The following is a 25369-nucleotide window of genomic DNA, read 5'->3' on the forward strand; positions in this document are numbered from 1 at the left end:
TTAGAGCTGATGCTAGTTGTAAGCTTATTTTGTTCTATTTCGTTAAGGCGGTTACGTATAGCCTTTAAGCGATCGTCGTCTTTACTCTTCGATTTGAGGGTCTGAACGATAAATATTAATAGTGGTATTCCGAATGCGAAAATTGCAGCCCAAAATAGCATTATCTTTCTTCTTTCCTAGTTGTAGCCAAATAACGCCCCGCTAAGGGGCCGGAGTTGCGTTGGTTGTTTTGTGCTATTAAAGCACAAAACGAGCGACGCAGCGGAGGTCCAAGCAGCTTTAGCTGCTGAGCCTTGAGCGGCTTGTTATGAACCGGTTCCGCACACCCCTGCCGCAGACAAATGCTCTAGTCGAGACATAGCTTTGGACTGTAATGAAGCAAGATGCTGTGCATGCTCAGGTTCGTCAGAAAGTGTAGGATCTACATTTCTTAAAAGACCTTTTAGCTTTAGACAGTGACCCGTATAGAGGGCGCTATAGTTCTTATCATCAAGCTTATCCAGCATTAACAATTCCCATTTTATATCCATGGCGATATCCCCGGCACTACCATTTGGCGCCGTTGAAAGAATTACTTTCGTAGCCTTCACTCCATACTCATTCCAAAGTAGACCAACCACGTAAAGAGAAGTGGTCAAAGATGAAAAGACTATCGCCGTATATATAAGTATTGATTTGGTAAGATTATTCATGAGGTCTCATAACGCCTGCCTTAACCGGCGGGAACGTAGTTGTTAATTTTGTGCCAGCGTAGCTGAATAGCACAAAAGAAACAACGCAGTGAACGTCCAGCCAGCTTGCTGGCGGTGGTTGAAGGCATTGTTATGAGCTGGGGAGGGAAAGATCCCGGTTCTCGCTTTCCCCGCCATTTAATTGATCCTTACCTAAACTAATTAGCTCATAGCCACCACCATCAGACGTAGACACTTTGTATATATAGGAGTTACCCCACGGGTCTAATGGAAAAAGGTCTAAATAGCCACCTTCTCCAACGAGATCTGTTAAACGTATAGGATAGTGCCCGTGAGCACTCTTAAACATTTCTAGTGCAGTCGATATTGTATGTAAGTCTGACTTAACACGATAAACATATTCAGGCTTGTCGCAGCATAAAATCTTTGGGGCGAAAAGAGTAGCTAAGCCAAAAACGAAAATTATCGCTGCTAGAATGAGTAAGACTGTCTTTTTCATGTGGTCTCATAACGCCGTTATAACCGGCCGAAACGTAGTTGATTTGTTTGTGGTAGCGTAGCGTTAAACCACAAACGAAGCAACGCAGTGGAGGTCCAGCCCGCTAGCGGGCGAAGGTTGATAACCTTGTTATGCGATGACACGACTAAGCCCCTTTTTATGGTTGATAATTATCATACTCCCAGTACATAAGTTGAGATAATTCTTCACTAATACCAATCCAACTTATACCCTGACATTGCTCAAGCATTGCTTCTACAGCCGCAATAACTTCCACCCAAGAATACTCAACTAGAATAATCGCATGTTTTTCTGAATTCTTACCATGCAAATTATTTGGAGTTACGACACGAGCTTGAAAATTGTCACCGCCTTTCTCGTCAAGACCAATGGTGAAGTTAATCCAGAAATCGACATCAAATACATCATCAGGAACCCATTCATCGATCGGGTCATGATCGCTGCAATCGTAGCTAAGAATGATTGGTTTCATCCGATCTCTCTGAACGCATAACACCGCAATAGCTGGTGGAGCTTTGCGTGGTAAAGTGAGCTGAAAGCGAACCACGCAATGCGGAGTCCAGCTGATTGCCTTGTTGGGGGCTAGCGGCAGGAAAGACTAGCTACCAGCACCTTGGCGAAGCGAAAGCGCAGCCCACGGTTAATTTAATAGTGAAAGATTACCGAAGCCGAAGAATAAATGCACTCACTTAGTGGCACACCACCGCTACTGAGCCAATGCGGGCACCACGCGATAATGAAGGCGGCACCAGAAATACACTGCCTAGATAGTAATTTAATACTTAGTTGAATACCGTGTAACTACGAAAGTAGAAGGCATTAAAAGAACGCACATTACTGACTAAAAAAAGAATTATCGACCGCCCCACAACGCCGCCATAAGGGGCCGGAACGGAGTTGATTAATATGCGCTAGCGTAGCGTGAAAGCGCATATTAAACAACGCAGTGGAGGTCCAGCCAGCTTGCTGGCGAACTTTGATGGCTTTGTTATACCGTGCCAACTACGGAGTGACTTGATATACCCCAGGTGAGCTTAATAAGACGCCGTTTGAAAGCATATAGGCGAATGTTAAAAGGCACATGGCTACAACTGCGAGATTAAACCACGTTACAGAACGATAATACCCAAGCTTGCCTAAATTTGAAGTGCGAACGAACGATAGAGCTACGGGGAGAAGTATTAATGAGATCAGCCCGGTGAGAAATACCGTAGGAATATACTGCTCATAGTAATATGGGAACCAAGAGTCAGCGAAGATCATGTAGGTTACATAATAGAAGGCTATTCCGACTATTGAGGCTAGCGCTCCAAGAATGATCTTCTTCATTTCATCAATCGTTTTTGTATTTAGGTATAACGCCTGCCTTAACCGGCGGGAACGTAGTTGTTGATTTTGTGCCAGCGTAGCTGAATAGCACAAAAGAAACAACGCAGTGGACGTCCAGCCAGCTTGCTGGCGAGGGTTGAAGGCTTTGTTAGCTGCGTTACTCGTGAATGAAGTAGATATCCGTTTCTATACCGTCATCGACCATTGGGATTTCAATGGATAGTAATGATTCCAGCGCAGAATCGAAGTCCTTTCTTTGACTAATTCTGCCAATTTCTTTGCAGTAAGACCTGTAAAGTTCATCGCGGGGGACCGTAAGCTTGTCGTTATCAAGAAGCTTTGATTTGTAGATGGTACGAGTTAGGTCGTAGACCGCCTTTGGCGGTGTATTTGATTCTGTTTCATGCCAAATGAAATCTTGTACCTCTTCCGTGTCATCAAGTTCGTAAAGTACGGTACCAGATATGCTTTCGTTTGTTTCTCTATCCCATCTAATATCTCTTGCTCCGAGAGACCCTAAAAAGTGCTTTAGAAAGGTTTTTCGATTCATAAGGATGGGGGCAGCTAACGCCGTTATAACCGGCCGGAACGGAGTTGTTTAAAGTGTGCTATTAAAGCACACTTTAAACGACGCAGTGGAGGTCCAGCCAGCTTGCTGGCGGTGGTTGATAACTTTGTTATGTGATTTTAGATTATAGAAAACACAGCCATCATTACCAATGAAAATACAAACATCAACCTTCTAAGGTAAATGTTCCTTTCGGGTTCTATTGCGCCATACGGCATAACAATTTTTTTATTTGCCAGGAAGCTATCCGCCAGATTTAGCATGTACAAGAATACTAAAAATGTAAAAACCCAATTTTCGATACTTGACCGCCCCAAAAACACCCCAGCCAAAATATATGCCAAGACAGAAAAAACAATAAATATGATTCTGGACTGACGTCCAACTCTAGGACTCCAGTAATCATTCTTATTTTCACTTTCGGTTATAAACATAACCCAGATAGGTATGCATACCAGGATAGTGACAATCAAAATTAATACTATTAAAAATAGGTACATTTTCAGAATCTTGGATACACATAACGCTAAGTTAAACGGCACAAATTGCTGTGGTATTGTGAGCGAAGCGAACCACAGCAATTTGTGTCCGGCGCAGGCGCTTGCGCCGGAGCGAATTTGAACGTCTTGTTAGCTTTTGGGTTCAAAAGTTTTCTCGTATAAGTTTGAACACCAAGGGTTACCAAAGCCACCACTCTTTAAAATAGCCTTAGAATAACCACGCTCTTCATCTTTATAAATTGCTGCAAAAGCTTCCCGTTTAACCAAAATACAGAAATCCCCTTCCCCTGTAGTTTTAACGTAAATATCTTTACGGGATATATCGTCGATTTTTGCACTCTCCGTTGCATACTCTTCGGTTATTTTTGGTGGGTTACCCTCTTCAATGTATTTTCTATCCAAAACTGAGTCAGGAGAAATAGGGCTACAAATAAAAGTATCTTTTTCAATACCAGTTTCGTCTCTATTTAAGAGGTATGCCCAAACCGAAAACCCATCGTTTTCAACTATTACTGTGTCTTCTTTTAGTTTAAATCTAAGATTGAATGTTTTCATAATATTAAATAGCTAACGCCGCCATAACTGAGCGGGAACGGAGTTGATTAATATGTGCTATTTAAGCACATATTAATCGACGCAGTGAGCGTCCAGTTGATGGCTTTGTTAACAGCCGGCCGGAGAACGATCCTGAAGTGAGGCCTGCGATGGCACTCCTGACTGTAAAACAGTAGCGTTGATGGCATAGATTACGTTGTTACAGTCAATCAATACATCAAACCCACTAATGTCGAGGGTGGCGCGAGCTTGAGCGTTAGCACCATTATCCGGGGCTAGCTCTAATAGATCGGAAATATCTTGATTATTAAAAATGGAAAGTACCTTAGGTGCATATGAATCTACATATACTGGAAAGGTTTCTTCTATTGCGGAATCGGGCTGAAAGGTAATTCGTATATAGTCACCTTCAGGGTGGCTAATATTCTGAGAAATTAGTATTCCCGAAAGTGAAACAGTGCCTTTGAAGGTCGAAGGTGACCCGCTAGTCCCAAGCGTTACAGCACTCCACGAGTGTTCCTCTGGAAATACAAACGAATCCTCCGAGTAGGCCTTCATTGTGAGTAAGACAAACAGTGCGAAGAATTTGAATTTCATTCGTAGGTGCCTGTTAACGCCTTGCTAAGGGGCGGAAGTTTGCGTGGTAGAGTGAGCCGAAGGCGAACCACGCAAACTGGAGTCCCCCTTGAGCAATTTGTTAACACGCTCGTTGACCGCAAGGATTGCATCGGCACGCCCCTCTCCGTCTGTTTTATATAGCTCTTTTAGAAACGGTGAGAAAGTGAAGCCAGATTTTGGATCAGTAATGAATAGCCAGCCTTGCAGGCTGTTGGACGACAAGTGGTATGAAAAGACCAGTTTGGTGTTAGGGTTGCCCTGAAAAGAGACCTCATAATACCCGCCGCGATCTTTAAGTTCATGCGAGCTGAAAGTACCGCCTATAAACTGGTTATCAACAGCATCGTGACTACCGCAGATATACACTCCTGATAGATCTTCATTTATCACTAGTTGATCGTAGAAGAAAATTCCTCCTGCGGGGTTACTGCTACCCTCCCATATGCCAATGAGCTTTCGGCTTCCTTCGTTTTCTGCAAAGGATAGTAGAGGTAGTAATACGATTAGAAGAAAAGTTCTGTTCATACTGAATTGAGTGTTAACGCCGCCATAACTGGGCGGAACGGAGTTGATTAATATGTGCTATTAAAGCACATATTAATCGACGCAGTGGAGCTCCGGTTGATGGCCTTGTTAACTGTTGATGCCCATTTGAGGCACCAAGTAGAGAAAAACCACTAGCCCCATGCTGAGCATGATTATAAATGAGATGACAGCACGCCATGCTGTAGACTTGGTCGAAACTTCATCTTTTTGTGTTAGTGCATCTTGAACGAAGAATGCCTTAGTAAAATTACGATTAATACTTTTATTGGTTGCGCCAACATTGAAAATACCGCTTCTGTAAACTAAGCGGATTATAGCTGCTAGCAAGGCAGCCAGTGCACCAATTGCTAAAAGACTAATTATCAAAACTCCAATTTTTATCAATATATCCATGATTCTTGCTGACAGTTAACGCCCGCATAAGGGGCCGGAACGGAGTTGTTTAAAGTGTGCTATTAAAGCACACTTTAAACGACGCAGTGGAGGTCCAGCGGCGAATGCCGCGAACTTTGATGCGTTTGTTATGCATTACTCTCCATACTTGCTAACGAAGCGAAGGTGATCGAGAGAGATGTTGGAAAGATTAGTAGATGGCCCAAAGGCTGATACAGACCAATTACTCTCGTGTTTAGCTGCATATACGATATAAGAGTTTCCCTTTTCAAATATGTACGAGCAGCCATATGCTTCAGAATACCAATCGGTCGTAAGTGTACTAGCGGAGCCCTTGAAAGTTCGAATCGGCTTTAAAGTTGCTCGTGATTCATCATCTTTCTTTTCGACATCAAGAACCGTGACGAAACCGATGTAATCCGCGTTTTGAAACTGCCACTTTATATTTGACTTAATGCTTTTCTGGTGTTTCTGTAAGACAACAGAACATGCATGGCTAGCTTGCCATAAACCGAAAGTCATTATTAAAAAGGCGAGAAATCTCATAGATGCATAACGCCAAGTTAACCTGCTGGAGCGGAGTTGGTTGTTTTTACGGTAGCGTAGCGTGAAACCGTAAAAACAAGCGACGCAGCGGAGGTCAGGTTGAACTTTTTGTTATAAGTTACTTAACTTCAATCGTGATAGTTTGACAAGACTCATCATCGTACCAAACCAAAACATCCAAATTTTGTGCTTTAGCAAACAGGAGAGTTGATAAATATGCATCGCTATTTGGAGCCAATTTAATCCACTTGCAGGAAGTCTGTGTTGGAATTAAAGTAAATACAGAAACGTATTGATCAACACTTGGATGACTAGACGATACCGATCTAATCTTGTTTACTTTCCCCGCTTTGCTAATTGTCTCAGCTACCGAAAAGGAAGCAAAAAAAACTAAAAATAGAACTGCATATTTAGACATTTTTGAATCTCCATTGACTTATAACACCGCAATAGCTGGTGGAGCTTTGCGTGGTAATGTGAGCTGAAAGCGAACCACGCAATGCGGAGTCCAGCTGATTGCCTTGTTGGGGGCTAGCGGCAGGAAAGACCAGCTACTAGCACCTTGGCGAAGCGCAAGCGCAGCCCACGGTTAATTTAACAGTGAAAGATTACCGAAGCCTAAGAATAAATGCACTACCTTAGTGGCACACCACCGCTACTGAGCCAATGCGGGCATCACGCGATAGTGAAGATGGCACCAGAACAGTACTACCGAGATAGCAATTTAATACTTAGTTAAGTGCCGTGTAACTACGAAAGTAGAAGACATTAAAAGAACGCACATTACTGACTAAAAAAAAGAATTATCGACCGCCCCACAACGCCGCAATAAGCGGACGGAACGGAGTTGGTTAATTTGTGCTATTAAAGCACAAATTGGCCTACGCAGTGGAAGTCCGCTTGATTGCTTTGTTGTACGTTTAAACCGAAAACACCCTACCCGCCTGCACAATGTAGCCAACTGCGTGCCCCTTTGTACCTACATGCGCTTCAGCGCACCCTACCAAGCTTTGGTTGGCACGAAGCCATGTGGACTTAACCGCCAGTATTGCACTTGCCAGCGCACGCTGCGAGCTAGTTGAACAAAGGGATAAAGCTGAAGCTACCTTAAGTGAATTTGAAGATAATGCGGACTTTGAAAGCCAAGACTTTACGGGAAAGTAGTACGATTGGTGTTGCTTAGAGGCAGTGATTTAATCTTTGCGGGCGCGTCGAAAAATATCGCGTGACGTACAACGCCGCCATAACCGGCGGGAACGGAGTTGGTTAAAGTGTGCTATTAAAGCACACTTTAAGCGACGCAGTGAGCGTCCAGCCCGCTTTCGGGCGGTGGTTGATGGCCTTGTTATGCGGTTTGGAATCTGCTTGTACCCCTGCTATATTTTCCTCGGCATTGGTCAGAGTAACAAAGTGGTTACTAGACGCCAATGCTAACCGAAGATAACTAAAGTTGTTATGAGGAAATATCATGATCGAAAGCACAAGTAAGTTTGAAGTAGTAGAAATTGTTTACAACAAAGGTAGCTTTGCAATTGCCAAAGGGTATTGGGAGGGAGACAAAAGTAAATTCTTCCTTGCCTGCAGATGGCACGAAAAAGACGGCATAGGCTACCCCCAAACCTTTGGGAAGCCCCAGTGGATGCTTCTACCAACTGATGGACTAGAGATGGATGTACTAAATTCTCTGTCCTCCTCCCCTAAAGTCCAACTTTCATTCTCTTAAAATTCAATTGTGCGCCTTACTCTATTCGTACGGCGCATAACGCCCAATTAACAGGCAAAAAATAGTTGGTTAAAATAGCGACGCAGGAGCAAAACCAACTGTTTTTTGTCCTGTTGAATTGCTTGTTAGTTATGCGACAGACATGCGGTGAAACCGCCTTGCCTCTTTATGAATAACAAACAACAACAATGATAAATGCCACACTAACAACAAACACAAAAGAAGTTAAGATTTAAAGTCACTGCAATATATAGAAGTTTGAATACTGACAAATATCAGACATTGAAAAACACTTCCTGTGCTTGGCGACTTTAGTAACACATGCAGTAAAACCTGTAACCACTTTCCCTAATAAATCTCTTAGCAAACTAACGCCCAAAGCAGCGGCGCGCGTTAGCGCGTCCAGCCCGAAGGGCGATGCTGCCTTTGCTTGTTAGGTGATTAATCGTCATCTTCGGTCGCGGTTACATTGAATGTAGCCAAGTAATCTGGGTTGGTGATTTTTTCATCGCTGGATTTCAGCGAGTAAACACCTTCATCTGCTTCTTGGTAATAGTCAAGGAGAGGGGGAAGTCCAAATTCACTTCCATCCGGCTGCAAGATAATGATTCCATCTTCCTCAGAAACACGCTGAACTTTACCGTGTATCTCCTCGGTGCTTAGTACTTGTTCGTCGGAGTCTAGTCTAGTGACCCCAACCAGTATGTACTTCCCGATCATTTCTTCCGCTTTCGTTTCGTCGAAGCTCATACTTATTTATTCACCTAACGCCCGCCTTAACCGGCGGAAACGTAGTTGTTAATTTTGTGCCAGCGTAGCTGAATAGCACAAAAGAAACAACGCAGTGGACGTCCAGCCAGCTTGATGGCGAGGGTTGAAGGCTTTGTTAGCTGCGTTACTCGTGTATGAAGTAGATGTCCGTTTCTATACCATCATCGACCATTGGGATTTCAATGGATAGTAATGATTCCAGCGCATAATTGAAGTCCTTTCTTTGACTAATTCTGCTAATTTCTTTGCAGTAATACCTGTAAAGTTCATCGCGTGTAACCGTAAGCTTGTCGATATCAAGAAGCTTTGATTTGTAGATGGTACGAGTTAGGTCGTAGACCGCCTTTGGCGGGGTATTTGATTCTGTTTCATGCCAAATAAAATCTTGTACCTCTTCTGGGTCATCAAGTTCGTAGAGTACGGTACCAGATATAGATTCGTCTGTTATTTTATCCCATCTAATATCTCTGGCTCCGAGAGATCCTAAAAAGTACTTTAGAAAGGTTTTTCGATTCATAAGGATGGGGGCAGCTAACGCCGCGTTCAGTTGCGGCCGTAATGGAGTTTTGTTTGTGCTAATGTTTTCCAGCACAAACAAAACGTAGTGTAGGACGTCAAATGCAACGCTTTGTTAGAGCTCACTCTTGATCCCATTCTTCTTCATAGCCATTACTAACTAAATATCCATTCAATGAGTGAAATATATACTCCATCCATTGCTCGATACCTTCTTTTTCCAGTAACGGAAAGCCCGCACCTTTATCTTCAGCAGCAATATCTAGCATTTTCCAGTAAAACTGGGAAAGTTCCAAAGCCTGATTTCGATTTAAAACTATGCCTTTTTGAAGAATATTAAGTGCTGATTCATTTTTCATTTTTTCAGCGTAATGAATAAGAATTTCGCGCTCTTCTGGGTATTTATATTCGATCATAGTGCGTCTTGAGCCTCTTTAATTACTGACATTCTATCAGCTACCCAAGTTAATTTACTTACCAAGTCTTCAACTCTCATTCTTTCAGTAACCACAAGCAGATAGTGCTTCTTATCTTTTGGGTCTGGTGAAAATTCCAACCCATTTGGTATATCTGCTTTTTCAATTACCCAAAACACATTAATAGGAAGGCCTTTAGTCACCTTTTTCTTCATTCTATAGATGCGCTTTAAGTGCCGCCAGTGTGCCGAAAATGAAAGGCCCATTTGAGGATGCGGCAAAACCCAGCGTTCATCTTGCGAAAAAAGGTAATCTCGCTTTCTCACGCCACTAATGATAGAGGCATCGTTGCTATTTTTATAAAGCGTTGGGTGTGCTCCGGCCTCAGTAGGTCGAGCATAGAAAGGGCCAAGCTTACTAATATATTCCCTTAAATCCTCAACTGTTCTAAATTGTTCCATATATACATTCCGTGTGAATTACTCGATTTAGCTCTAACGCCTTGCTCACCTGCACATGCTGCGGAGAGCGTTTTTGTGTGAAAATGGAGCGCCAGCGACACACACAAAAACGAGCGTAGCAGCATGTGTCAGGTGGAGCAACTTGTTAGACGACACCTTACCCAAAATGCAATTCTCTGTGACAATTTGGGCACAATGCGATGGCGTTTTCGATTGTATCTTCACCGCCACGGGATAGCTGTATTTTATGATGAACCTCAAGGTACGGCGTGCCATCTTTTGCACGTAAAAATGGAGCAGGTTTATGACAGCGCTCGCACGATCCCGCAGCGCGACACAAAGCTTCTGCAACTACGTCAGGGTTTCTTCGGTAAACCGTAGTTTGAACAGTAATGCTTGTAGGAATTTTATTCGCGGAGCTCAATCTCACACTACGTTTTTTTGAGTCGTCACTTAAAGATCTTTTCACCTGCTCTGAGAAATTATTTAGATGTTCTTCAATCGATTCCCCTACTATACCTTTGGCCCAGTAACCCTCAACCAAGTCTCTAATAGATTTTTGCGTAGATTTACCGATACCCTCGTAATAATCCAAATGCTTTTGAACTGAGCTTAGCGCTAAAGTTAGATACTTTTCACCATAGTCTTTGTAAATGGACGACAAAAAATACTCTGTTGCATTGAAGTTCAAGGTTCGTTGATATTCCATGCCTTTCATCATCTGTAAAAAATTCCGGACGTAGTCAGTCGCAGAACTCTTATTCATTGCTCCATTCGACACCAAGTCATTGATAGCATCAGATAAAGCTAAGCGCTCCTCAAAAACCAATTTCCCTTTTAAATATGCCTCTGATATTTGTGTTCCTGTTATCTTATTTGGCACAGTCTCTCCCTTCGTCTAACACCGCAATAGCTGGTGGAGCTTTGCGTGGTAATGTGAGCTGAAAGCGAACCACGCAATGCGGAGTCCAGCTGATTGCCTTGTTGGGGGCTAGCGGCAGGAAAGTCCAGCTACTAGCACCTTGGCGAAGCGTAAGCGCAGCCCACGGTTAATTTAATAGTGAAAGATTACCGAAGCCTAAGAATAAATGCACTCACTTAGTGGCACACCACCGCTATAACGCAAATGCGGGCATAACGCGATAGTGAAGATGGCACCAGAACAGTACTGCCGAGATAGCAATTTAGTACTTAGTTACATGCCGTGTAACTACGAAAGTAGAAGGCATTAAAAGAACGCACATCACTGACTAAAAAAGAGTTATCGACCGCCCCACAACGCCCCGCTAAGGGGCCGGAACTGTGATGGTTGGTTTTGTGCTATTAAAGCACAAAAACGGCCAGCGCAGTGGAGGTCCCAAGCAGCTTTAGCTGCTTAACCTTGAGCGGCTTGTTATGTGCTTGGCCTAATCGGAAATCCTTTTGGTTGAGGAGAACGAGTTACCAGCGGATCCTCGGTTGTTGCCCAAATGGAACCGTCAGACTTAAGTTGGACATAGAAAACACGGTGAGAAAACGGCCCCCAGCCATGCCACGCTACATCCGTTAAAGGAACATCATTGATATCGTAACTCCAGGAGTAATCTAGGGTGCGTATCGTAAAGCTGGCAGACTCTACGGCCTTAATGCGTGAGATTTTATATCGGAAGAGTTTGTAGCTTTCTCCCTTTATAGTTAAGGAGATCGAATTTTTAGTGTTGTTAAACAAGTAAAAATCAATCGGAATACTGCAAGAAGTTAAAGCTAGTGAAACCAGAATCGTAGCAATGAGCTTCATAGGTGCGTACACATAACGCCGCAATAAGCGGCCGGAACGGAGTTGGTTAATTTGTGCTATTAAAGCACAAATTGAGCGACGCAGTGGAGGTCGCGCTTGATTGCTTTGTTATACACACTAGCTAGAACCGCCAGCACCGTCCGAGCCGTCACGAAATGTACCGTAGTGCTTTTTACCTTTTACCCACTTAGTCTTATCGGTAATCAAGAAGAATAGGTAAGTAAAAATTACAAGTCCGATGCCGATAGGTAGTGCATATGGGAATGGGCTCCCAAATGAATAGCCGCACCATGCGAGTATAAGAGCGCCAATGCTACCAGGTGCTAACCAAATTAAATAATAGAGGCGTGAAAGATAAAACCCACCTTCATTATCGGAGTTTTTGCGTCTAGCGAGGAAGTCTTTAGAGTGCCCTTTCCTTTTCGTTCTTCGTTTGCTCAGATGACATCTCCAAGGGTGTATAACGCCGCAATAACCGAGCGGAGTATTGCGTGGTAAAGTGAGTGAAGCGAACCACGCAATGCGGAGTCCGGTTGATTGCTTTGTTACGTACGCTCATCGCCCGTCTTTTTTTTCAGCAGCCTCACGAGCACCTTCTGGTAATAATTCGTACATCGTATCCCATTGATTTGGCTGAGTTATACCGGATTGCACAATTAGATTTAGAAGGTCAAATAGTCCGTTACAGATATTATCAATATCTTGCTCATCCATTTTTCCGGGATGTACTGCGTTATTACCCACAATCCTTAATGTATCTGCTGCACGAATTAGCCGCTCACCAAATTCAGGCCTCTTGGCAAGAGAGCGTATATCGGTATCAATATGCTCTCCAGGTTCTCCAAGATGCTTGCAGAGTTTTTGCAGGGCTAATCTAAGCAAAGCAGCTGAAGCTCTTGGCGAGTAAAGAGCAATGCTTCTTGCCTCATCATAATCTTTTCTTACATCCTCGGGCATATCTGCCAAAGCTTCTGGTGCTGATGGCTGAAGTGGCTCAACCAGTCTCAACTTGTAATTTGTATTATCCACCCTGTCGAATTGCATCCATATAGAGCCTCTATTACAAGCCCTGCATAAAAGCATATGCGCTCCAGTAGACATATGAACTTGTATGCTCATGTAGTGAATATCACAAAGGGATCGCACTCGGCATATCGGACAATCAAAAGTTATCGAGCTTCCATTAGTTAAAACATGCTCTTCTCTCAATTTAATACTCCTAGTACGTAACGCCTGCCTTAACCGGCGGGAACGTAGTTGTTAATTTTGTGCCAGCGTAGCTGAATAGCACAAAAGAAACAACGCAGTGGACGTCCAGCCAGCTTGCTGGCGCGGGTTGAAGGCATTGTTATGCATTGACGTGATTTACCTGAATACTTTGACAGTTGAAAATGCCACTGAGACCAAAACACGAGTCAATTTGAACCTTGTACTTACTACCCGGGGTGATAGAAAGCTCATCAACTACTGAATTAGGCTCGTAAGTAGAAAGCTCCTGATTTGTAATACCGATGAATGTGATCGTTATCACTGCCCGAATGTCTTGATCTGAATCTATGTAGTCGATTTGTAAGTTGAGATTATCGCCAGTATTTTGATAGTCGGTAATTCTTCCGTCACAAAACTTGGGCCAGTACCCAAACAGTTCTTTTATCTCTTTTTTAAATTGGCACATGGTCAGTGATGCATAACGCCCGCTTCAGCTGCGCCGAAGCCGTAGTGTTTTTGTGTTAATGTTTGAGCGCAGCGAGTGACACAAAAGCGCGTAGGTTTTGGCGTCATGCTGGAAGCGCTTGTTAAATGCACTTACTCCCAACCTAGCTCAGAATATGTTTTTTTATCTTCTTCGGGGTAGTCGCTTTTATAAACACCCCATCCCATATACTCATAATACTTCATCATGGCCTCATAGTACGATGAAGCTTCACAGGTCCATATTAGTTTCGCAGCTGGTTCAAGTAGGTGTCGCGCTCCATCTCCGTGAGGACCAGCCAGACAAAAGGTCTGCTCATCTTCACTTTCTTTCCATAATTCGTGCTTCATAATTTACGAGCATTTAACACCGCAATAGCTGGTGGAGCTTTGCGTGGTAAAGTGAGCTGCAAGCGAACCACGCAATGCGGAGTCCAGCTGATTGCCTTGTTGGGGGCTAGCGGCAGGAAAAACCAGCTACTAGCACCTTGGCGAAGCGAAAGCGCAGCCCACGGTTAATTTAATAGTGAAAGATTACCGAAGCCTAAGAATAAATGCACTCACTTAGTGGCATACCACCGCCATAACGCAAATGCGGGCATCACGCGATAGTGAAGATGGCATCAGAATAACACTGCCGAGATAGCAATTTAATGCTTAGTTAAATACCGTGTAACTACGAAAATAGAAGGCATTAAAAGAACGCACATTACTGACTAAAAAAAGAATTATCGACCGCCCCACAACGCCCCACATAAGGGGCCGGAACGTAGTTGTTTTTTTGGTGTAGCGTAGCGTGAAACACCAAAACAAACAACGCAGTGGAGGTCCAGCCGCAAAGCGGCGAGCCTTGATGTGATTGTTAGGTGTTTGCGACATATATTCTCGGATTTGGAGAATAATAAACTCTAAACTCGGTATCTATTTCTTTAGCATTACAATAAATACGAATCACCTTCTCCTCACTCCATGCTTGAAATGAAATCTCCGTCACATACTCATGATAAATATTAAATACCACAATGCCTTTGGAAATCAGTTTGGCGCTAAAAGATACGCTACCAAAAGGTGAATGAGTAACAATAAGCTGACTTCCATCATCGTAAATATAGATATAGGAAAACAACCCTTCATCAGGATCGTTTTCTTCAGATAAGCCAAAACCTTTCTCGAAAAAATCAAGCTCTTCTGGATATTTATAATCTACTGCTATTTCTGCCATGCTCTTGTATTACACCTAACGCCGGCATAAGGGGCCGGAATGGAGTTGATTAATATGTGCTATTAAAGCACATATTAAGCGACGCAGTGGAGGTCCAGCCAGCTTGCTGGCGAACTTTGATGCCTTTGTTATGAGTGGCGACGTTATGATGTAAGTAGAAAAATAGTGTTAAGCACTAGATAGAGGATTGCAACTGACAGGCTAAATACCCTTAGACCAATTTGGTTGGGGGCTACGGAAAACCCACCCATGTGAATCGTGCGACCAAATACAAGCCCATAAATTACTAAAAGCGAAGCGATGACGAAGACTGCAGAGAGAGTCATGAAGTACGGTGTAAGATTTCGAGTGGTTAGAAGCGCAAGCTCACTACATACGACGATGATCAGTATTAGGTACCAATATACGTGATTCTTACTGATATTCATTTTCTGATTTTCTAATTTCGGAGCGGGTTCTGATGCTCATAACGCCGCCATAACCGGGCGGAACGGAGTTGGTTAATATGTGCTATTAAAGCACATATTAAGCGACGCAGTGGAGCTCCGGTTGATGGCCTTGTTAGGCATGTGAGCTACGACTTACCCTTTAGTATCAATGTGATGGAGTCAGAACCGTTGGTCTGTTTAAGAGTATTGGTAAATCTATCTAGGTTAGCTAAATCGAAGTGCAAGGTAAAAGAAACTGAATTAACATACTGAAATCTACTTTGATCGTTACGCACGCCTATTTTTACGCAGCAATGCCCAGAGCTATCTAGGCAGTAGAACCGTAGCGTAAGACTCGATTCTTCGGGGGTAGAGGGTGATGAGAAATACTCTACACAAGAATCTACAGAACTTGGAAAATTCGTTAGAGATGTGCCAAGTGTACGTAAGCCCTCAATATTAATATAGTCTTCCGATGAGCCTGAGAATTGTCCATTAGATGCATTCACATACATCTTGGTAGGTTCACCAATAAAGCATTCGATTTTTAGATATGATGTCATTGGGAGTGCCTAACACCGCAATAGCTGGTGGAGCTTTGCGTGGTAAAGTGAGCTGAAAGCGAACCACGCAATGCGGAGTCCAGCTGACTGCCTTGTTGGGGGCTAGCGGCAGGAAAAACCAGCTACTAGCACCTTGGCGAAGCGTAAGCGCAGCCCACGGTTAATTTAATAGTGAAAGATTACCGAAGCCGAAGAATAAATGCACTACCTTAGTGGCATACCACCGCTACTGAGCCAATGCGGGCATAACGCGATAGTTAAAGCGGCACCAGAAATACACTACCGAGATAGAAATTTAATACTTAGTTAAATGCCGTGTAACTACGAAAGTAGAAGGCATTAAAAGAACGCACATTACTGACTGAAAAAAGAATTATCGACCGCCCCACAACGCCGGCATAAGGGGCCGGAACGGAGTTGGTTAAAGTGTGCTATTTAAGCACACTTTGAGCGACGCAGTGGAGGTCCAGCCAGCTTGCTGGCGAACTTTGATGCCTTTGTTATGCAGGTCTATTTCATATTCTGAATAGTAGATAGGTTCTTATACAGATCTTTACAAGAGGCGACAATGAATCGCTTTTTTATCAACTCGCCACTAGTGGTCATCGCCGATGACTTTATGTATTTTTGGTGGTTTACAGGGTAAGAGCTAATCTGTGACACTTTTTCGTTAAATTTCCCGTCAAAGAATATTCCAATGTCGGTCATTTCTTCATTGTTGTATGAGACTGACTTACACGCCACATACCAGCCAATAAGTTCTGCATCTGTGTCGAGGTCAGAAAGTGAAACCTCAGCATTTACGTAAAATGGAGTCGTAATTAGAACTAGAAGCGCGATTACGCTGATTTTGTTCGTCGTTTTCATAAGTTTTCCGTAGCAGGAGAGGCATAACACCGCAATAGCTGGTGGAGCTTTGCGTGGTAATGTGAGTTGAAAGCGAACCACGCAATGCGGAGTCCAGCTGATTGCCTTGTTGGGGGCTAGCGGCAGGAAAGACCAGCTACTAGCACCTTGGCGAAGCGTAAGCGCAGCCCACGGTTAATTTAATAGTGAAAGATTACCGAAGCCGAAGAATAAATGCACTACCTTAGTGGCACACCACCGCTACTGAGCCAATGCGGGCACCACGCGATAATAAAGGCGGCACCAGAAATACACTGCCGAGATAGAAATTTAATACTTATTTAAACACCGTGTAACTACGAAAGTAGAAAGCATTAAAAGAACGCACATTACTGACTAAAAAAAGAATTATCGACCGCCCCACAACGCCGTTATAACCGGCCGGAACGGAGTTGTTTAAAGTGTGCTATTAAAGCACACTTTAAACGACGCAGTGGAGGTCCAGCCAGCTTGCTGGCGGTGGTTGATAACTTTGTTATGCATTTTGCCCCCAAGTACGCATTACCTTATAGGCTTTTGCAATGACGCCTGAGCCGCACAAGAGCAGTAAGGAAAGAATGACAGCAACCAAGGAACCGTAATCAACAACTGACTGAGCTGACCAGCGGCCAACGAGTAGGCTAATTGATTTAATTAAAATGAAAAGGCCAATCAAAAAAGTACCTGATCTTACGACGCCGTCTTCCGTGATATTGCGAGTTTCATCTGTTTGAGAAAGTGCAGAGTTGGCTAGCTTTGGGCTAAGCCACCAAAGAAGAACACCCGCTAATAAAGGAATCACAATCCAAGCAAGAGCAGGGAGTAGAAGCTCGGTTTTCGATCCCCATGACTGCGGGATGGCGAGTATAGAGGTAACTGATGTGATTGCCTGATAGATGAGGTAAATAGACAGTAGCCGTATTAGTAAAATGGCAATTTGTTTCATATTTCCTCTGGATGCATAACGCCTTTGTCATTTGCGTTTTGGTTGTAGTGGAGTTTTGGGGTAAAGTGGCGAAGCCACCCCAAAACAGAGCGTAGACCAAAACGTCAAATGGACAAACTTGTTATGCGATTTACGCAACACTTGCTCGCTCTTTCGATGTAACTAGCCCGCCAGTAATGCTAACTAATTTTTGTTTGATTTCTTCCGATGATGTTTGCTTTGCTACTTCCAACTCCGCGGGTGTAATTCCCACTACCTGCAATAAATCAATCCGTCCTGATTTAATAGAAAAATGGTCGGTGAAATTAACAGGATGGATAAACATCATAGTTTTTATAGATTCAGACAAGGCCAAAGGCACTCGATGCCCATAATCGAGTGGAGGGAAATCGCCCATTTTCCCTGCTGCCAATAATAAGTTATATGCCATTAGCGTTTGAAGAATCTCAATAGCCCAGCCCTCTTCGTTTTCCGTTTCCATTAGAAACTCTACGCCAAGACCAGAGTATTCTTCCGGATCTTCTGACTCCCAAGGATTAGACATACCTGAAGTTACATAAGCCCACGTTTTTCTATCGCTAGTTGGTGGGCATTTAAAAACACCATGAGTAAGCCAGCGAGGATCCACCCCTTTTGCATTCATTCGATCAAAGATTTCATTTGATAACGGAAAGATTCCAGGTCCAGTATCAACAAATATTTCCTTGTATGACTTCTCTTCTCGTTCTTCCCATGACTCTTCAAGGAAACTCATTCTCTCTCCTTCGCATAACGCCGTTATAACCGGCCGGAACGGAGTTGTTTAAAGTGTGCTATTAAAGCACACTTTAAACGACGCAGTGGAGGTCCAGCCAGCTTGCTGGCGGTGGTTGATAACTTTGTTATGTGATTTTAGATTATAGAAAACACAGCCATCATTACCAATGAAAATACAAACATCAACCTTCTAAGGTAAATGTTCCTTTCGGGTTCTATTGCGCCATACGGCATAACAATTTTTTTATTTGCCAGGAAGCTATCCGCCAGATTTAGCATGTACAAGAATACTAAAAATGTAAAAACCCAATTTTCGATACTTGACCGCCCCAAAAACACCCCAGCCAAAATATATGCCAAGACAGAAAAAACAATAAATATGATTCTGGACTGACGTCCAACTCTAGGACTCCAGTAATCATTCTTATTTTCACTTTCGGTTATAAACATAACCCAGATAGGTATGCATACCAGGATAGTGACAATCAAAATTAATACTATTAAAAATAGGTACATTTTCAGAATCTTGGATACACATAACGCCCCGCTAAGGGGCCGGAACTGTGGTGGTTGGTTTTGTGCTATTAAAGCACAAAACCAACCAGCGCAGTGGAGGTCCAAGCAGCTTTAGCTGCTGAACTTTGAGCGGTTTGTTATACGTTTGTAGGATGAAATAACCAAATGCTCAATTAATACTATATAAGATGCAACCCCGATAAAAACTGCCAGCACTAGCACTCCCCTAAACCTTATTTCAATACCATGCGCCTCCATAACCCATGACCACATGGTACGCACATCGAAGATTGCAAAATAACCCGGCTTAAAAAACACACCCAAAATCATGGCAGCTGAGATAACTGCACATAAAATTATTTTAACGGCCAAGCACTTTGACCTACCTTCCCATGTCATTCCAAGACCAATTATTGAAAAGAAAAAGCAGATCGAATAGTAAATGATATTCTCAATCATGATTCACGTATAACGCCAGTAGCAGGCGCATTTTTTGTGTTGTGGAGTTTGTGCTATAAAGGGCGTAGCCCAGCACAAACGGAGCGACGCAAAAAATGTCGCTTGCCTACTTTTGTTATGTGTTTTCATTGCACGCGCTAATTAATGCGCCGTAATCACTTAGTTTTTTGTACACCACAAACTCCTCACCACTTTTTGTATATATGATTGAGCCTGACGAAAACATCGCCTGCGACCACTGAATGGGCTGAAAATCTTTTTCTGGAAACTCCCTGATAGATGATATTTCGTTCCACGGTACAATATATTTCTTTGTTCCTTCTTGGAACTCTAGACCTACTTCGTCGACGGATACGGGCCAATACTTGGCTCGATATTCGGTAAAAAAGTACTGAACAATTAAGATAGCCAAGATCCACAAATAATTTTCAGGGTATTCTGAATCTATCCAAATCACATCAAGCATAAAAAGTACTATAAAAACGGCTATAGCCATCCATAATGTATAGACTTTCGACCAAGCTGGATATCTATGATGGTTCATCGCTTCCTACACATAACGCCCCGCTAAGGGGCCGGAACTGTGGTGGTTGTTTTTGTGCTATTAAAGCACAAAAACGAGCAGCGCAGTGGAGGTCCCAAGCAGCTTTAGCTGCTTAGCCTTGAGCGGCTTGTTATAAAGCGACCTACGCAACATGACGTTATTTTTTAAATAGCCGTACCAGCAAAGGCTTGATTGCATAGTATGTTGCAATAATTGCAAATAGAGTTATGGCAATAAGGTGCCCCTGTGCTGAGCTGCCCAAAAACACCAAACCGTGCTTTGAGTCAGAAACTGATCCGACTGATAGATAGCCTAGCCAAAATTTTACTGCTAGCGCATTTGCCAATACTGCGAGAAATGCGATGGTAAGATTTATGTCTTTAAAGTTCATGGGTCTTAGCGATATAACACCGCAATAGCTGGTGGAGCTTTGCGTGGTAATGTGAGCTGAAAGCGAACCACGCAATGCGGAGTCCAGCTGATTGCCTTGTTGGGGGCTAGCGGCAGGAAAAACCAACTACTAGCACCTTGACGAAGCGAAAGCGCAGCCCACGGTTAATTTAATAGTGAAAGATTACCGAAGCCTAAGAATAAATGCACTACCTTAGTGGCACACCACCGCCGTAACGCAAATGCGGGCACCACGCGATAATGAAGGCGGCACCAGAAATACACTACCGAGATAGCAATTTAATGCTTAGTTAAATACCGTGTAACTACGAAAATAGAACGCATTAAAAGAGAGCACATTACTGATTAAAATCAGAATTATCGAACCGCCCCACAACGCCGCCATAACCGGCGGGAACGGAGTTGGTTAAAGTGTGCTATTAAAGCACACTTTAAGCGACGCAGTGAGCGTCCAGCCCGCTTGCGGGCGCTGGTTGATGGCCTTGTTACAAGCGATCGAAGATAAGTGTTATCCCTAGCTGACTAAATACTTTTTTTATTGGATCTAAGGTAGTACTGGTCATACCGATACAGGCTTCATTGCTACAAATACTGTAGGAGTGCCCACTTATACCCCCACCATTAAGGTATAGATAGTAATGGTCCATTCCTTCAATATGCTCGATCTTTACCGATGATTTATCATTCTCTGCCAGATTCTCACCGGTTTGAAGGTCATTCAATACATCATCAAAGTGTGCAGAAACTTTGTCTGGTCGTTTTATATTTACCGAGTACGACCCTTGTGAGGCATAGCAACTGAAACCTTGCTCAAAGACATCACGAACATGAAAAGTACAATTACCAATGAGCCTAACTTGCTTATCAAAAATATAAAGGCCTGTATCTGCATAGCTAGTTGCGCTAAAAACTAAGATAAGAAAAATGAACATTGACTTCATTTCGTAGTTGCCTTGTAACGCCCCGCTAAGGGGCCGGAACTGTGGTGGTTGGTTTTGTGCTATTAAAGCACAAAAACGACCAGCGCATTGGAGGTCCAAGCAGCTTTAGCTGCTGAACTTTGAGCGGTTTGTTATGAGTGTGCTAGATTCGAAGCCATTAGCTTGATGTTTGTGAGAGTAATTTCACGGGTGATTAAAGGATTGGCTAGCTGGTAAATATGATCGGTTACTGAAGAGTGATCGATGTCATCTCGGCACTCGACGAAATTCGCCCACGATTCGAGCTCCTCTGAGCTGATGGTGCCAGATAGGTATAGATCAAGAATATTAGCCAATACCTCTCCGGTAAGCCGATAGAGTTCGGACTCAGAATCAAAGCCAAAGCTTTTAATTTGAGATTTTGCCTCTTCAGCTCTAGCTCCATATTCAATAATTTCTTTTAGGCAGTTTGCTCGATCCATGAAAAAACTCATAACGCCGCAATAAGCGGACGGAACGGAGTTGGTTAATTTGTGCTATTAAAGCACAAATTGGCCTACGCAGTGGAAGTCCGCTTGATTGCTTTGTTGTACGTTTAAACCGAAAACACCCTACCCGCCTGCACCATGTAGCCAACTGCGTGCCCCTTTGTACCTACATGCGCCTCAGCGCACCGTACCAAGCTTTGGTTGGCGCGAAGCCATGTGGACTGAGCTGCCAGTATTGCACCTACCAGCGCACGCTGCGACCTAGTTGAACAAAGGAATAAAGCTGGAGCTACCTTAACTGAATTTGAAGATAATGCGGACTTTGAAGACCAAGACTTTGCAGGAAAGTACTAGGATTGGTGTTGCTTAGAGGCAGTGATTTAATCTTTGCGGGCGCGTCGAAAAATATCGCGTGACGTACAACGCCGCGTTAACGGGCCGTAACGTAGTTGATTAATATGTGCTATTTAAGCACATATTGAGCGACGCAGTGAAGGTCCAGCCAGCGTGCTGGCGAGCGTTGAACGCTTTGTTATGGCGCGCCATTTAGGCCTACCTTACGAAAGCTATTTGGCGAAGCCGGAGCAAGGCTAAGCCCGTTGTTTAATAAGAATGAAGAATAGAATACCTGAGCTTAACTTGGCTTGCACTAGCAAAAGTAGGCGCTACCGCTGGTGGTTTGATGCAGAACATTACCGAATACATTAACGGCGCGATAGAACAAAACTGCCAAGCATAGAAAGATAAAGGTGGAGCCAATTTATTGCGTGCTAAAGGCGAAGTATGATGCTGAATATTGGCAATAATATTTAGAGAACAAGCGCCCGATAACACCGCAATAGCTGGTGGAGCTTTGCGTGGTAATGTGAGCTGAAAGCGAACCACGCAATGCGGAGTCCAGCTGATTGCCTTGTTGGGGGCTAGCGGCAGGAAAAACCAGCTACTAGCACCTTGGCGAAGCGTAAGCGCAGCCCACGGTTAATTTAATAGTGAAAGATTACCGAAGCCTAAGAATAAATGCACTCACTTAGTGGCACACCACCGCTATAAAGCAAATGTGGGCGTCACGCGATAGTGAAAGCGGCACCAGAAATACACTGCCGAGATAGCAATTTAATTGCTTAGTTAAATACCGTGTAACTACGAAAATAGAAGGCATTAAAAGAGAGCACATTACTGATTAAAATCAGAATTATCGAACCGCCCCACAACGCCCGTATCAGCGGAAAATATACGGAGCGACAGCGTAGTATTTTTTCCGCTGGATACGCTTGTTATGCGGAACCTATCAATCTGCACCAATTTGTTTCATATACTTTTTGTAGTGATCCAACGAATCGTATTCCTCTATACAGGGAATCTGATTTTCTTCTAGATATTCGTATAAATCACTGGGCGACTCAACAAGATCAAACATTAGTAGCACCTGTTCTTCTAAAATCCGCTCAATATTACTTAGAATTAGTTCTCTCTGTTGATCATCTCCAATATCGTACTTTATGTACGGCGGAGCTGGTATGAATAAGTTTTCAATGGGTTTTCCAAACAAGCAATTCTCGTTAATGGGTAGGTTAACTCCTAAGGATCGTCTAAAATCCCCAAATTCCTCACTCCATGCCATAGCTCTAACTTCTAAATGAATATAGCCCAGTTCGGCGCTGTTATGCCGCGAGGATTTAAAACTGACAATATTGTCAAATTGCCTCCCCGACCTAATGGCCGACGATTTTGTTTTTCTATATTTAAATCCATAATTTTCCAGTGAGTTACCAAGACGATCACAGGCAGATTTATAGATTTTTCTAGTTTCCGATATACCCATAACTAACTCAATTTACGCATAACGCCGTTATAACCCGCCGGAGCGGAGTTGGTTTGTTTGCGTTAGCGTAGCGATTAAACGTAAACGAAGCAACGCAGCGGAGGTCGGGTTGATAACCTTGTTAGTGGTTGACTACACTTACCCTACAAATATACCCGCCATACTCCGATTCTAAATTTTCACTAACGTAGATAGTATAGGCGCCGGTTTTTGAAAATACTGCCTCATTACCACCGGCAACATCCCATCTAAAACCCGTTGTACTTGGCAGGATTGTAAGTTCTCGTACCCGCTCGAATTCGTTTGGGGTCATTAGGCTATTCATACTTATTGGAGGAGAACCTACAACCAGGAATAGGTGTAAGTTTTCTGACTCTCGATAAATTGAAAGCTCTCTTCCGTGATTTTCTCCTAGCTTAACACTTAGCGCCTGACCTTTCTGAATTTCACGTGGTGAACATTTCAATACAGAATCATCTTCTAGCCAAATAGTTGGCTCCACTTCGCTCGCGTGCAAAACGCTAACGTTAAGAAAGAATATTATTACGAGCAGCACTCGATTCATAATGACCACTAACAATATTATTAAGTCGATAAATCCATGTTTAAACACGGAGAAATCCGTCTTTCACGCGCTTCAGCTAGCGCTCACTTCGCCTAAGTCGACGATCAGCTTTTACTTTACCATATTTTCTTATTTACCCAATGAGTGAAAGGCGGACCAGTCCAGCATATCCCTATCCACAGCTTTACAACTGCCAAAAAGCTGTCTATACATACAGCAAAGTGTATTTGTTTAGAGGTCTGTATGTCGTCTGCTTTTTTAGATGAGGTCTCGAACCGTATGTACAAACGGCGCTACGCCAAGCGTACGATAGAAAACTATGTGTTGTGGATTAAACGCTTCATCAATTTCCACGGTAAACGCCATCCTCAAGAGTTAAATGAACGGCATGTAGAGGCCTTTCTGGACTTTCTAGTGTTAGAGCGCAATGTCGCGGCACAAACGCAAGCCCAAGCATTAAACGCCCTTGTTTTTCTTTACAAGGAAATCATCGTTAAGCCACTGTCACTGGAGTTAAACTTCGTTAAAAGCACAACACCAAGAAAGCTTCCTGTCGTACTCACTCAGCAAGAAATTCACGTTTTTTTACAAGCTGTTGCGCCTCATCACCAGTTAGCCTGTTTTTTACTTTATGGTAGCGGGCTTCGCTTGATGGAGTGTGTGCGTTTGCGAACGCATGATATTGATTTTGACTACAACTGCATTCGTATTTGGAACGCTAAAGGTGGCAAACACCGTGTTGTTACAATGGCTCCTGAAATCAAGACTCAACTGCGAAACCAAATTGATATTGTTCGATCATTCTGGATTCAAGATCTTGATCGCCAACACTACGACGGAGTGTGGCTACCACATGCCTTAAGGCGCAAGTATCAATACGCCAATAAACAATTGGCTTGGCATTACTTGTTCCCCTCTCATAAATTAAGTAAAGATCCAGAAACAGGTCACTTAAGGCGTCATCACATAGATGAAAGTGGTTTACAAAAAGCAATTAAAGCGGCCGCGAAGGAGTCTAACATTGGCAAAAATATAACCGCGCATACCTTGCGGCACTCATTTGCAACGCATTTATTACAAGGTGGCGCCGATATCCGCACGGTTCAAGATCAGCTTGGTCATGTTGATGTACGCACAACACAAATCTATACGCACATTCTTCAGCGTGGTGCTAATGGTGTCGCCAGTCCTCTTTCTCTCAACTTTCTCTCTCAACAATAA

30 protein-coding genes are annotated in these 25369 nt (G+C 43.3%); 3 read left to right on the top strand and 27 right to left on the bottom strand.

Annotation, left to right across the window (positions count from 1 at the left end; all coding sequences use genetic code 11):
- Positions 1 to 305 precede the first annotated feature (305 nt).
- The 9 genes from AB1S55_RS00005 to AB1S55_RS00045 all read right to left on the bottom strand — a co-directional run bounded on the left by AB1S55_RS00005 (position 306) and on the right by AB1S55_RS00045 (position 6685).
- The gene (locus AB1S55_RS00005) at positions 306 to 692 is read right to left on the bottom strand and encodes a hypothetical protein (RefSeq protein WP_370979714.1); all 387 of its coding nucleotides are present in this window, start codon (positions 690 to 692) and stop codon (positions 306 to 308) included.
- Between the two features lie 130 nt (positions 693 to 822).
- A complete protein-coding gene (locus tag AB1S55_RS00010) occupies positions 823 to 1191 on the bottom strand; it encodes a type II secretion system protein GspG (protein ID WP_370979715.1) in 369 nt (122 codons plus the stop codon).
- A gap of 157 nt (positions 1192 to 1348) precedes the next feature.
- Positions 1349 to 1684 carry an Imm8 family immunity protein gene (locus AB1S55_RS00015; RefSeq protein WP_370979716.1) on the bottom strand — a complete coding sequence of 112 codons (336 nt, stop codon included), beginning with the start codon at positions 1682 to 1684 and terminating at the stop codon, positions 1349 to 1351.
- A 1014-nt stretch (positions 1685 to 2698) separates the two neighbouring features.
- Positions 2699 to 3091: a hypothetical protein gene (locus tag AB1S55_RS00020; protein ID WP_370979717.1), complete on the bottom strand. Its 393-nt coding sequence runs from the start codon at positions 3089 to 3091 to the stop codon at positions 2699 to 2701.
- A gap of 647 nt (positions 3092 to 3738) precedes the next feature.
- Positions 3739 to 4164, bottom strand: a complete 426-nt coding sequence (locus AB1S55_RS00025; RefSeq protein ID WP_370979718.1) for a hypothetical protein — start codon at positions 4162 to 4164, stop codon at positions 3739 to 3741.
- 108 nt (positions 4165 to 4272) lie between these two features.
- Positions 4273 to 4761: a hypothetical protein gene (locus AB1S55_RS00030; RefSeq protein WP_370979719.1), complete on the bottom strand. Its 489-nt coding sequence runs from the start codon at positions 4759 to 4761 to the stop codon at positions 4273 to 4275.
- A gap of 24 nt (positions 4762 to 4785) precedes the next feature.
- Positions 4786 to 5307 carry a hypothetical protein gene (locus AB1S55_RS00035; RefSeq protein WP_370979720.1) on the bottom strand — a complete coding sequence of 174 codons (522 nt, stop codon included), beginning with the start codon at positions 5305 to 5307 and terminating at the stop codon, positions 4786 to 4788.
- Between the two features lie 108 nt (positions 5308 to 5415).
- Complete coding sequence (locus AB1S55_RS00040; protein WP_370979721.1) at positions 5416 to 5721, bottom strand: hypothetical protein; 306 nt, start codon at positions 5719 to 5721, stop codon at positions 5416 to 5418.
- 664 nt (positions 5722 to 6385) lie between these two features.
- Positions 6386 to 6685 (bottom strand): hypothetical protein, encoded by a 300-nt coding sequence (locus AB1S55_RS00045; RefSeq protein WP_370979722.1) that lies wholly within the window; start codon positions 6683 to 6685, stop codon positions 6386 to 6388.
- A gap of 611 nt (positions 6686 to 7296) precedes the next feature.
- Here AB1S55_RS00045 and AB1S55_RS00050 point away from each other — a divergent pair.
- Together AB1S55_RS00050 and AB1S55_RS00055 are read left to right on the top strand one after the other, a co-directional pair.
- Positions 7297 to 7431, top strand: coding sequence for a hypothetical protein (locus AB1S55_RS00050; protein ID WP_370979723.1), 135 nt, complete (start codon positions 7297 to 7299; stop codon positions 7429 to 7431).
- Between the two features lie 304 nt (positions 7432 to 7735).
- Entirely contained in the window at positions 7736 to 7990 is a 255-nt protein-coding gene (locus AB1S55_RS00055) for a hypothetical protein (protein WP_370979724.1), read from the top strand.
- Between the two features lie 441 nt (positions 7991 to 8431).
- Here AB1S55_RS00055 and AB1S55_RS00060 read toward each other — a convergent pair whose 3' ends face one another.
- The 18 genes from AB1S55_RS00060 to AB1S55_RS00145 all read right to left on the bottom strand — a co-directional run bounded on the left by AB1S55_RS00060 (position 8432) and on the right by AB1S55_RS00145 (position 23583).
- A complete protein-coding gene (locus AB1S55_RS00060; protein ID WP_370979725.1) occupies positions 8432 to 8740 on the bottom strand; it encodes a hypothetical protein in 309 nt (102 codons plus the stop codon).
- A 145-nt stretch (positions 8741 to 8885) separates the two neighbouring features.
- Positions 8886 to 9278 carry a hypothetical protein gene (locus AB1S55_RS00065; protein ID WP_370979726.1) on the bottom strand — a complete coding sequence of 131 codons (393 nt, stop codon included), beginning with the start codon at positions 9276 to 9278 and terminating at the stop codon, positions 8886 to 8888.
- A gap of 121 nt (positions 9279 to 9399) precedes the next feature.
- Positions 9400 to 9693, bottom strand: a complete 294-nt coding sequence (locus tag AB1S55_RS00070; protein WP_370979727.1) for a hypothetical protein — start codon at positions 9691 to 9693, stop codon at positions 9400 to 9402.
- Positions 9690 to 10154 (bottom strand): hypothetical protein, encoded by a 465-nt coding sequence (locus tag AB1S55_RS00075; protein WP_370979728.1) that lies wholly within the window; start codon positions 10152 to 10154, stop codon positions 9690 to 9692. Before AB1S55_RS00075 ends, AB1S55_RS00070 begins: the two co-directional genes overlap by 4 nt.
- Positions 10155 to 10311: 157 nt before the next feature.
- Complete coding sequence (locus AB1S55_RS00080; protein WP_370979729.1) at positions 10312 to 11037, bottom strand: HNH endonuclease; 726 nt, start codon at positions 11035 to 11037, stop codon at positions 10312 to 10314.
- Between the two features lie 1449 nt (positions 11038 to 12486).
- Positions 12487 to 13014: a DUF4145 domain-containing protein gene (locus AB1S55_RS00085; RefSeq protein WP_370979731.1), complete on the bottom strand. Its 528-nt coding sequence runs from the start codon at positions 13012 to 13014 to the stop codon at positions 12487 to 12489.
- A 265-nt stretch (positions 13015 to 13279) separates the two neighbouring features.
- Positions 13280 to 13606, bottom strand: coding sequence for an Imm50 family immunity protein (locus AB1S55_RS00090; RefSeq protein WP_370979732.1), 327 nt, complete (start codon positions 13604 to 13606; stop codon positions 13280 to 13282).
- Between the two features lie 131 nt (positions 13607 to 13737).
- Entirely contained in the window at positions 13738 to 13974 is a 237-nt protein-coding gene (locus AB1S55_RS00095; RefSeq protein WP_370979733.1) for a hypothetical protein, read from the bottom strand.
- A gap of 511 nt (positions 13975 to 14485) precedes the next feature.
- Entirely contained in the window at positions 14486 to 14845 is a 360-nt protein-coding gene (locus AB1S55_RS00100) for a hypothetical protein (protein ID WP_370979734.1), read from the bottom strand.
- Positions 14846 to 16346: 1501 nt separating this feature from the next.
- Positions 16347 to 16703 carry a hypothetical protein gene (locus tag AB1S55_RS00105; RefSeq protein ID WP_370979735.1) on the bottom strand — a complete coding sequence of 119 codons (357 nt, stop codon included), beginning with the start codon at positions 16701 to 16703 and terminating at the stop codon, positions 16347 to 16349.
- Between the two features lie 514 nt (positions 16704 to 17217).
- On the bottom strand, positions 17218 to 17667 hold the full coding sequence (locus AB1S55_RS00110; protein WP_370979736.1) for a hypothetical protein: 450 nt from the start codon (positions 17665 to 17667) through the stop codon (positions 17218 to 17220).
- 130 nt (positions 17668 to 17797) lie between these two features.
- Positions 17798 to 18421, bottom strand: coding sequence for a suppressor of fused domain protein (locus tag AB1S55_RS00115; RefSeq protein WP_370979738.1), 624 nt, complete (start codon positions 18419 to 18421; stop codon positions 17798 to 17800).
- A gap of 629 nt (positions 18422 to 19050) precedes the next feature.
- A complete protein-coding gene (locus AB1S55_RS00120) occupies positions 19051 to 19398 on the bottom strand; it encodes a hypothetical protein (RefSeq protein WP_370979739.1) in 348 nt (115 codons plus the stop codon).
- Positions 19399 to 19513: 115 nt separating this feature from the next.
- Positions 19514 to 19864, bottom strand: a complete 351-nt coding sequence (locus tag AB1S55_RS00125) for a hypothetical protein (protein ID WP_370979740.1) — start codon at positions 19862 to 19864, stop codon at positions 19514 to 19516.
- Between the two features lie 235 nt (positions 19865 to 20099).
- Positions 20100 to 20459: a hypothetical protein gene (locus AB1S55_RS00130; protein WP_370979741.1), complete on the bottom strand. Its 360-nt coding sequence runs from the start codon at positions 20457 to 20459 to the stop codon at positions 20100 to 20102.
- 379 nt (positions 20460 to 20838) lie between these two features.
- On the bottom strand, positions 20839 to 21294 hold the full coding sequence (locus AB1S55_RS00135) for a hypothetical protein (RefSeq protein ID WP_370979742.1): 456 nt from the start codon (positions 21292 to 21294) through the stop codon (positions 20839 to 20841).
- 131 nt (positions 21295 to 21425) lie between these two features.
- Positions 21426 to 21755: a hypothetical protein gene (locus tag AB1S55_RS00140; RefSeq protein WP_370979743.1), complete on the bottom strand. Its 330-nt coding sequence runs from the start codon at positions 21753 to 21755 to the stop codon at positions 21426 to 21428.
- Positions 21756 to 23049: 1294 nt separating this feature from the next.
- On the bottom strand, positions 23050 to 23583 hold the full coding sequence (locus AB1S55_RS00145) for a hypothetical protein (RefSeq protein ID WP_370979744.1): 534 nt from the start codon (positions 23581 to 23583) through the stop codon (positions 23050 to 23052).
- Positions 23584 to 24391: 808 nt separating this feature from the next.
- Between AB1S55_RS00145 and AB1S55_RS00150 the strand changes: the two genes are divergently transcribed.
- Complete coding sequence (locus tag AB1S55_RS00150) at positions 24392 to 25369, top strand: integron integrase (RefSeq protein ID WP_370979745.1); 978 nt, start codon at positions 24392 to 24394, stop codon at positions 25367 to 25369.

Source organism: Agaribacterium sp. ZY112 (assembly GCF_041346925.1).
In the GTDB taxonomy this organism is placed as follows: domain Bacteria; phylum Pseudomonadota; class Gammaproteobacteria; order Pseudomonadales; family Cellvibrionaceae; genus Agaribacterium.

Excerpts from the sequence above, each read along its gene's own strand:
- AB1S55_RS00005 (WP_370979714.1), bottom strand. The coding sequence starts at position 692 with ATGAATAATCTTACCAAATCAATACTTATATATACGGCGATAGTCTTT.
- AB1S55_RS00010 (WP_370979715.1), bottom strand. The coding sequence starts at position 1,191 with ATGAAAAAGACAGTCTTACTCATTCTAGCAGCGATAATTTTCGTTTTT.
- AB1S55_RS00015 (WP_370979716.1), bottom strand. The coding sequence starts at position 1,684 with ATGAAACCAATCATTCTTAGCTACGATTGCAGCGATCATGACCCGATC.
- AB1S55_RS00020 (WP_370979717.1), bottom strand. The coding sequence starts at position 3,091 with ATGAATCGAAAAACCTTTCTAAAGCACTTTTTAGGGTCTCTCGGAGCA.
- AB1S55_RS00025 (WP_370979718.1), bottom strand. The coding sequence starts at position 4,164 with ATGAAAACATTCAATCTTAGATTTAAACTAAAAGAAGACACAGTAATA.
- AB1S55_RS00030 (WP_370979719.1), bottom strand. The coding sequence starts at position 4,761 with ATGAAATTCAAATTCTTCGCACTGTTTGTCTTACTCACAATGAAGGCC.
- AB1S55_RS00035 (WP_370979720.1), bottom strand. The coding sequence starts at position 5,307 with ATGAACAGAACTTTTCTTCTAATCGTATTACTACCTCTACTATCCTTT.
- AB1S55_RS00040 (WP_370979721.1), bottom strand. The coding sequence starts at position 5,721 with ATGGATATATTGATAAAAATTGGAGTTTTGATAATTAGTCTTTTAGCA.
- AB1S55_RS00045 (WP_370979722.1), bottom strand. The coding sequence starts at position 6,685 with ATGTCTAAATATGCAGTTCTATTTTTAGTTTTTTTTGCTTCCTTTTCG.
- AB1S55_RS00055 (WP_370979724.1), top strand. The coding sequence starts at position 7,736 with ATGATCGAAAGCACAAGTAAGTTTGAAGTAGTAGAAATTGTTTACAAC.
- AB1S55_RS00060 (WP_370979725.1), bottom strand. The coding sequence starts at position 8,740 with ATGAGCTTCGACGAAACGAAAGCGGAAGAAATGATCGGGAAGTACATA.
- AB1S55_RS00065 (WP_370979726.1), bottom strand. The coding sequence starts at position 9,278 with ATGAATCGAAAAACCTTTCTAAAGTACTTTTTAGGATCTCTCGGAGCC.
- AB1S55_RS00070 (WP_370979727.1), bottom strand. The coding sequence starts at position 9,693 with ATGATCGAATATAAATACCCAGAAGAGCGCGAAATTCTTATTCATTAC.
- AB1S55_RS00075 (WP_370979728.1), bottom strand. The coding sequence starts at position 10,154 with ATGGAACAATTTAGAACAGTTGAGGATTTAAGGGAATATATTAGTAAG.
- AB1S55_RS00085 (WP_370979731.1), bottom strand. The coding sequence starts at position 13,014 with ATGCTTTTATGCAGGGCTTGTAATAGAGGCTCTATATGGATGCAATTC.
- AB1S55_RS00090 (WP_370979732.1), bottom strand. The coding sequence starts at position 13,606 with ATGTGCCAATTTAAAAAAGAGATAAAAGAACTGTTTGGGTACTGGCCC.
- AB1S55_RS00095 (WP_370979733.1), bottom strand. The coding sequence starts at position 13,974 with ATGAAGCACGAATTATGGAAAGAAAGTGAAGATGAGCAGACCTTTTGT.
- AB1S55_RS00100 (WP_370979734.1), bottom strand. The coding sequence starts at position 14,845 with ATGGCAGAAATAGCAGTAGATTATAAATATCCAGAAGAGCTTGATTTT.
- AB1S55_RS00105 (WP_370979735.1), bottom strand. The coding sequence starts at position 16,703 with ATGAAAACGACGAACAAAATCAGCGTAATCGCGCTTCTAGTTCTAATT.
- AB1S55_RS00110 (WP_370979736.1), bottom strand. The coding sequence starts at position 17,667 with ATGAAACAAATTGCCATTTTACTAATACGGCTACTGTCTATTTACCTC.
- AB1S55_RS00115 (WP_370979738.1), bottom strand. The coding sequence starts at position 18,421 with ATGAGTTTCCTTGAAGAGTCATGGGAAGAACGAGAAGAGAAGTCATAC.
- AB1S55_RS00120 (WP_370979739.1), bottom strand. The coding sequence starts at position 19,398 with ATGATTGAGAATATCATTTACTATTCGATCTGCTTTTTCTTTTCAATA.
- AB1S55_RS00125 (WP_370979740.1), bottom strand. The coding sequence starts at position 19,864 with ATGCTTGATGTGATTTGGATAGATTCAGAATACCCTGAAAATTATTTG.
- AB1S55_RS00135 (WP_370979742.1), bottom strand. The coding sequence starts at position 21,294 with ATGAAGTCAATGTTCATTTTTCTTATCTTAGTTTTTAGCGCAACTAGC.
- AB1S55_RS00140 (WP_370979743.1), bottom strand. The coding sequence starts at position 21,755 with ATGGATCGAGCAAACTGCCTAAAAGAAATTATTGAATATGGAGCTAGA.
- AB1S55_RS00145 (WP_370979744.1), bottom strand. The coding sequence starts at position 23,583 with ATGGGTATATCGGAAACTAGAAAAATCTATAAATCTGCCTGTGATCGT.
- AB1S55_RS00150 (WP_370979745.1), top strand. The coding sequence starts at position 24,392 with ATGTCGTCTGCTTTTTTAGATGAGGTCTCGAACCGTATGTACAAACGG.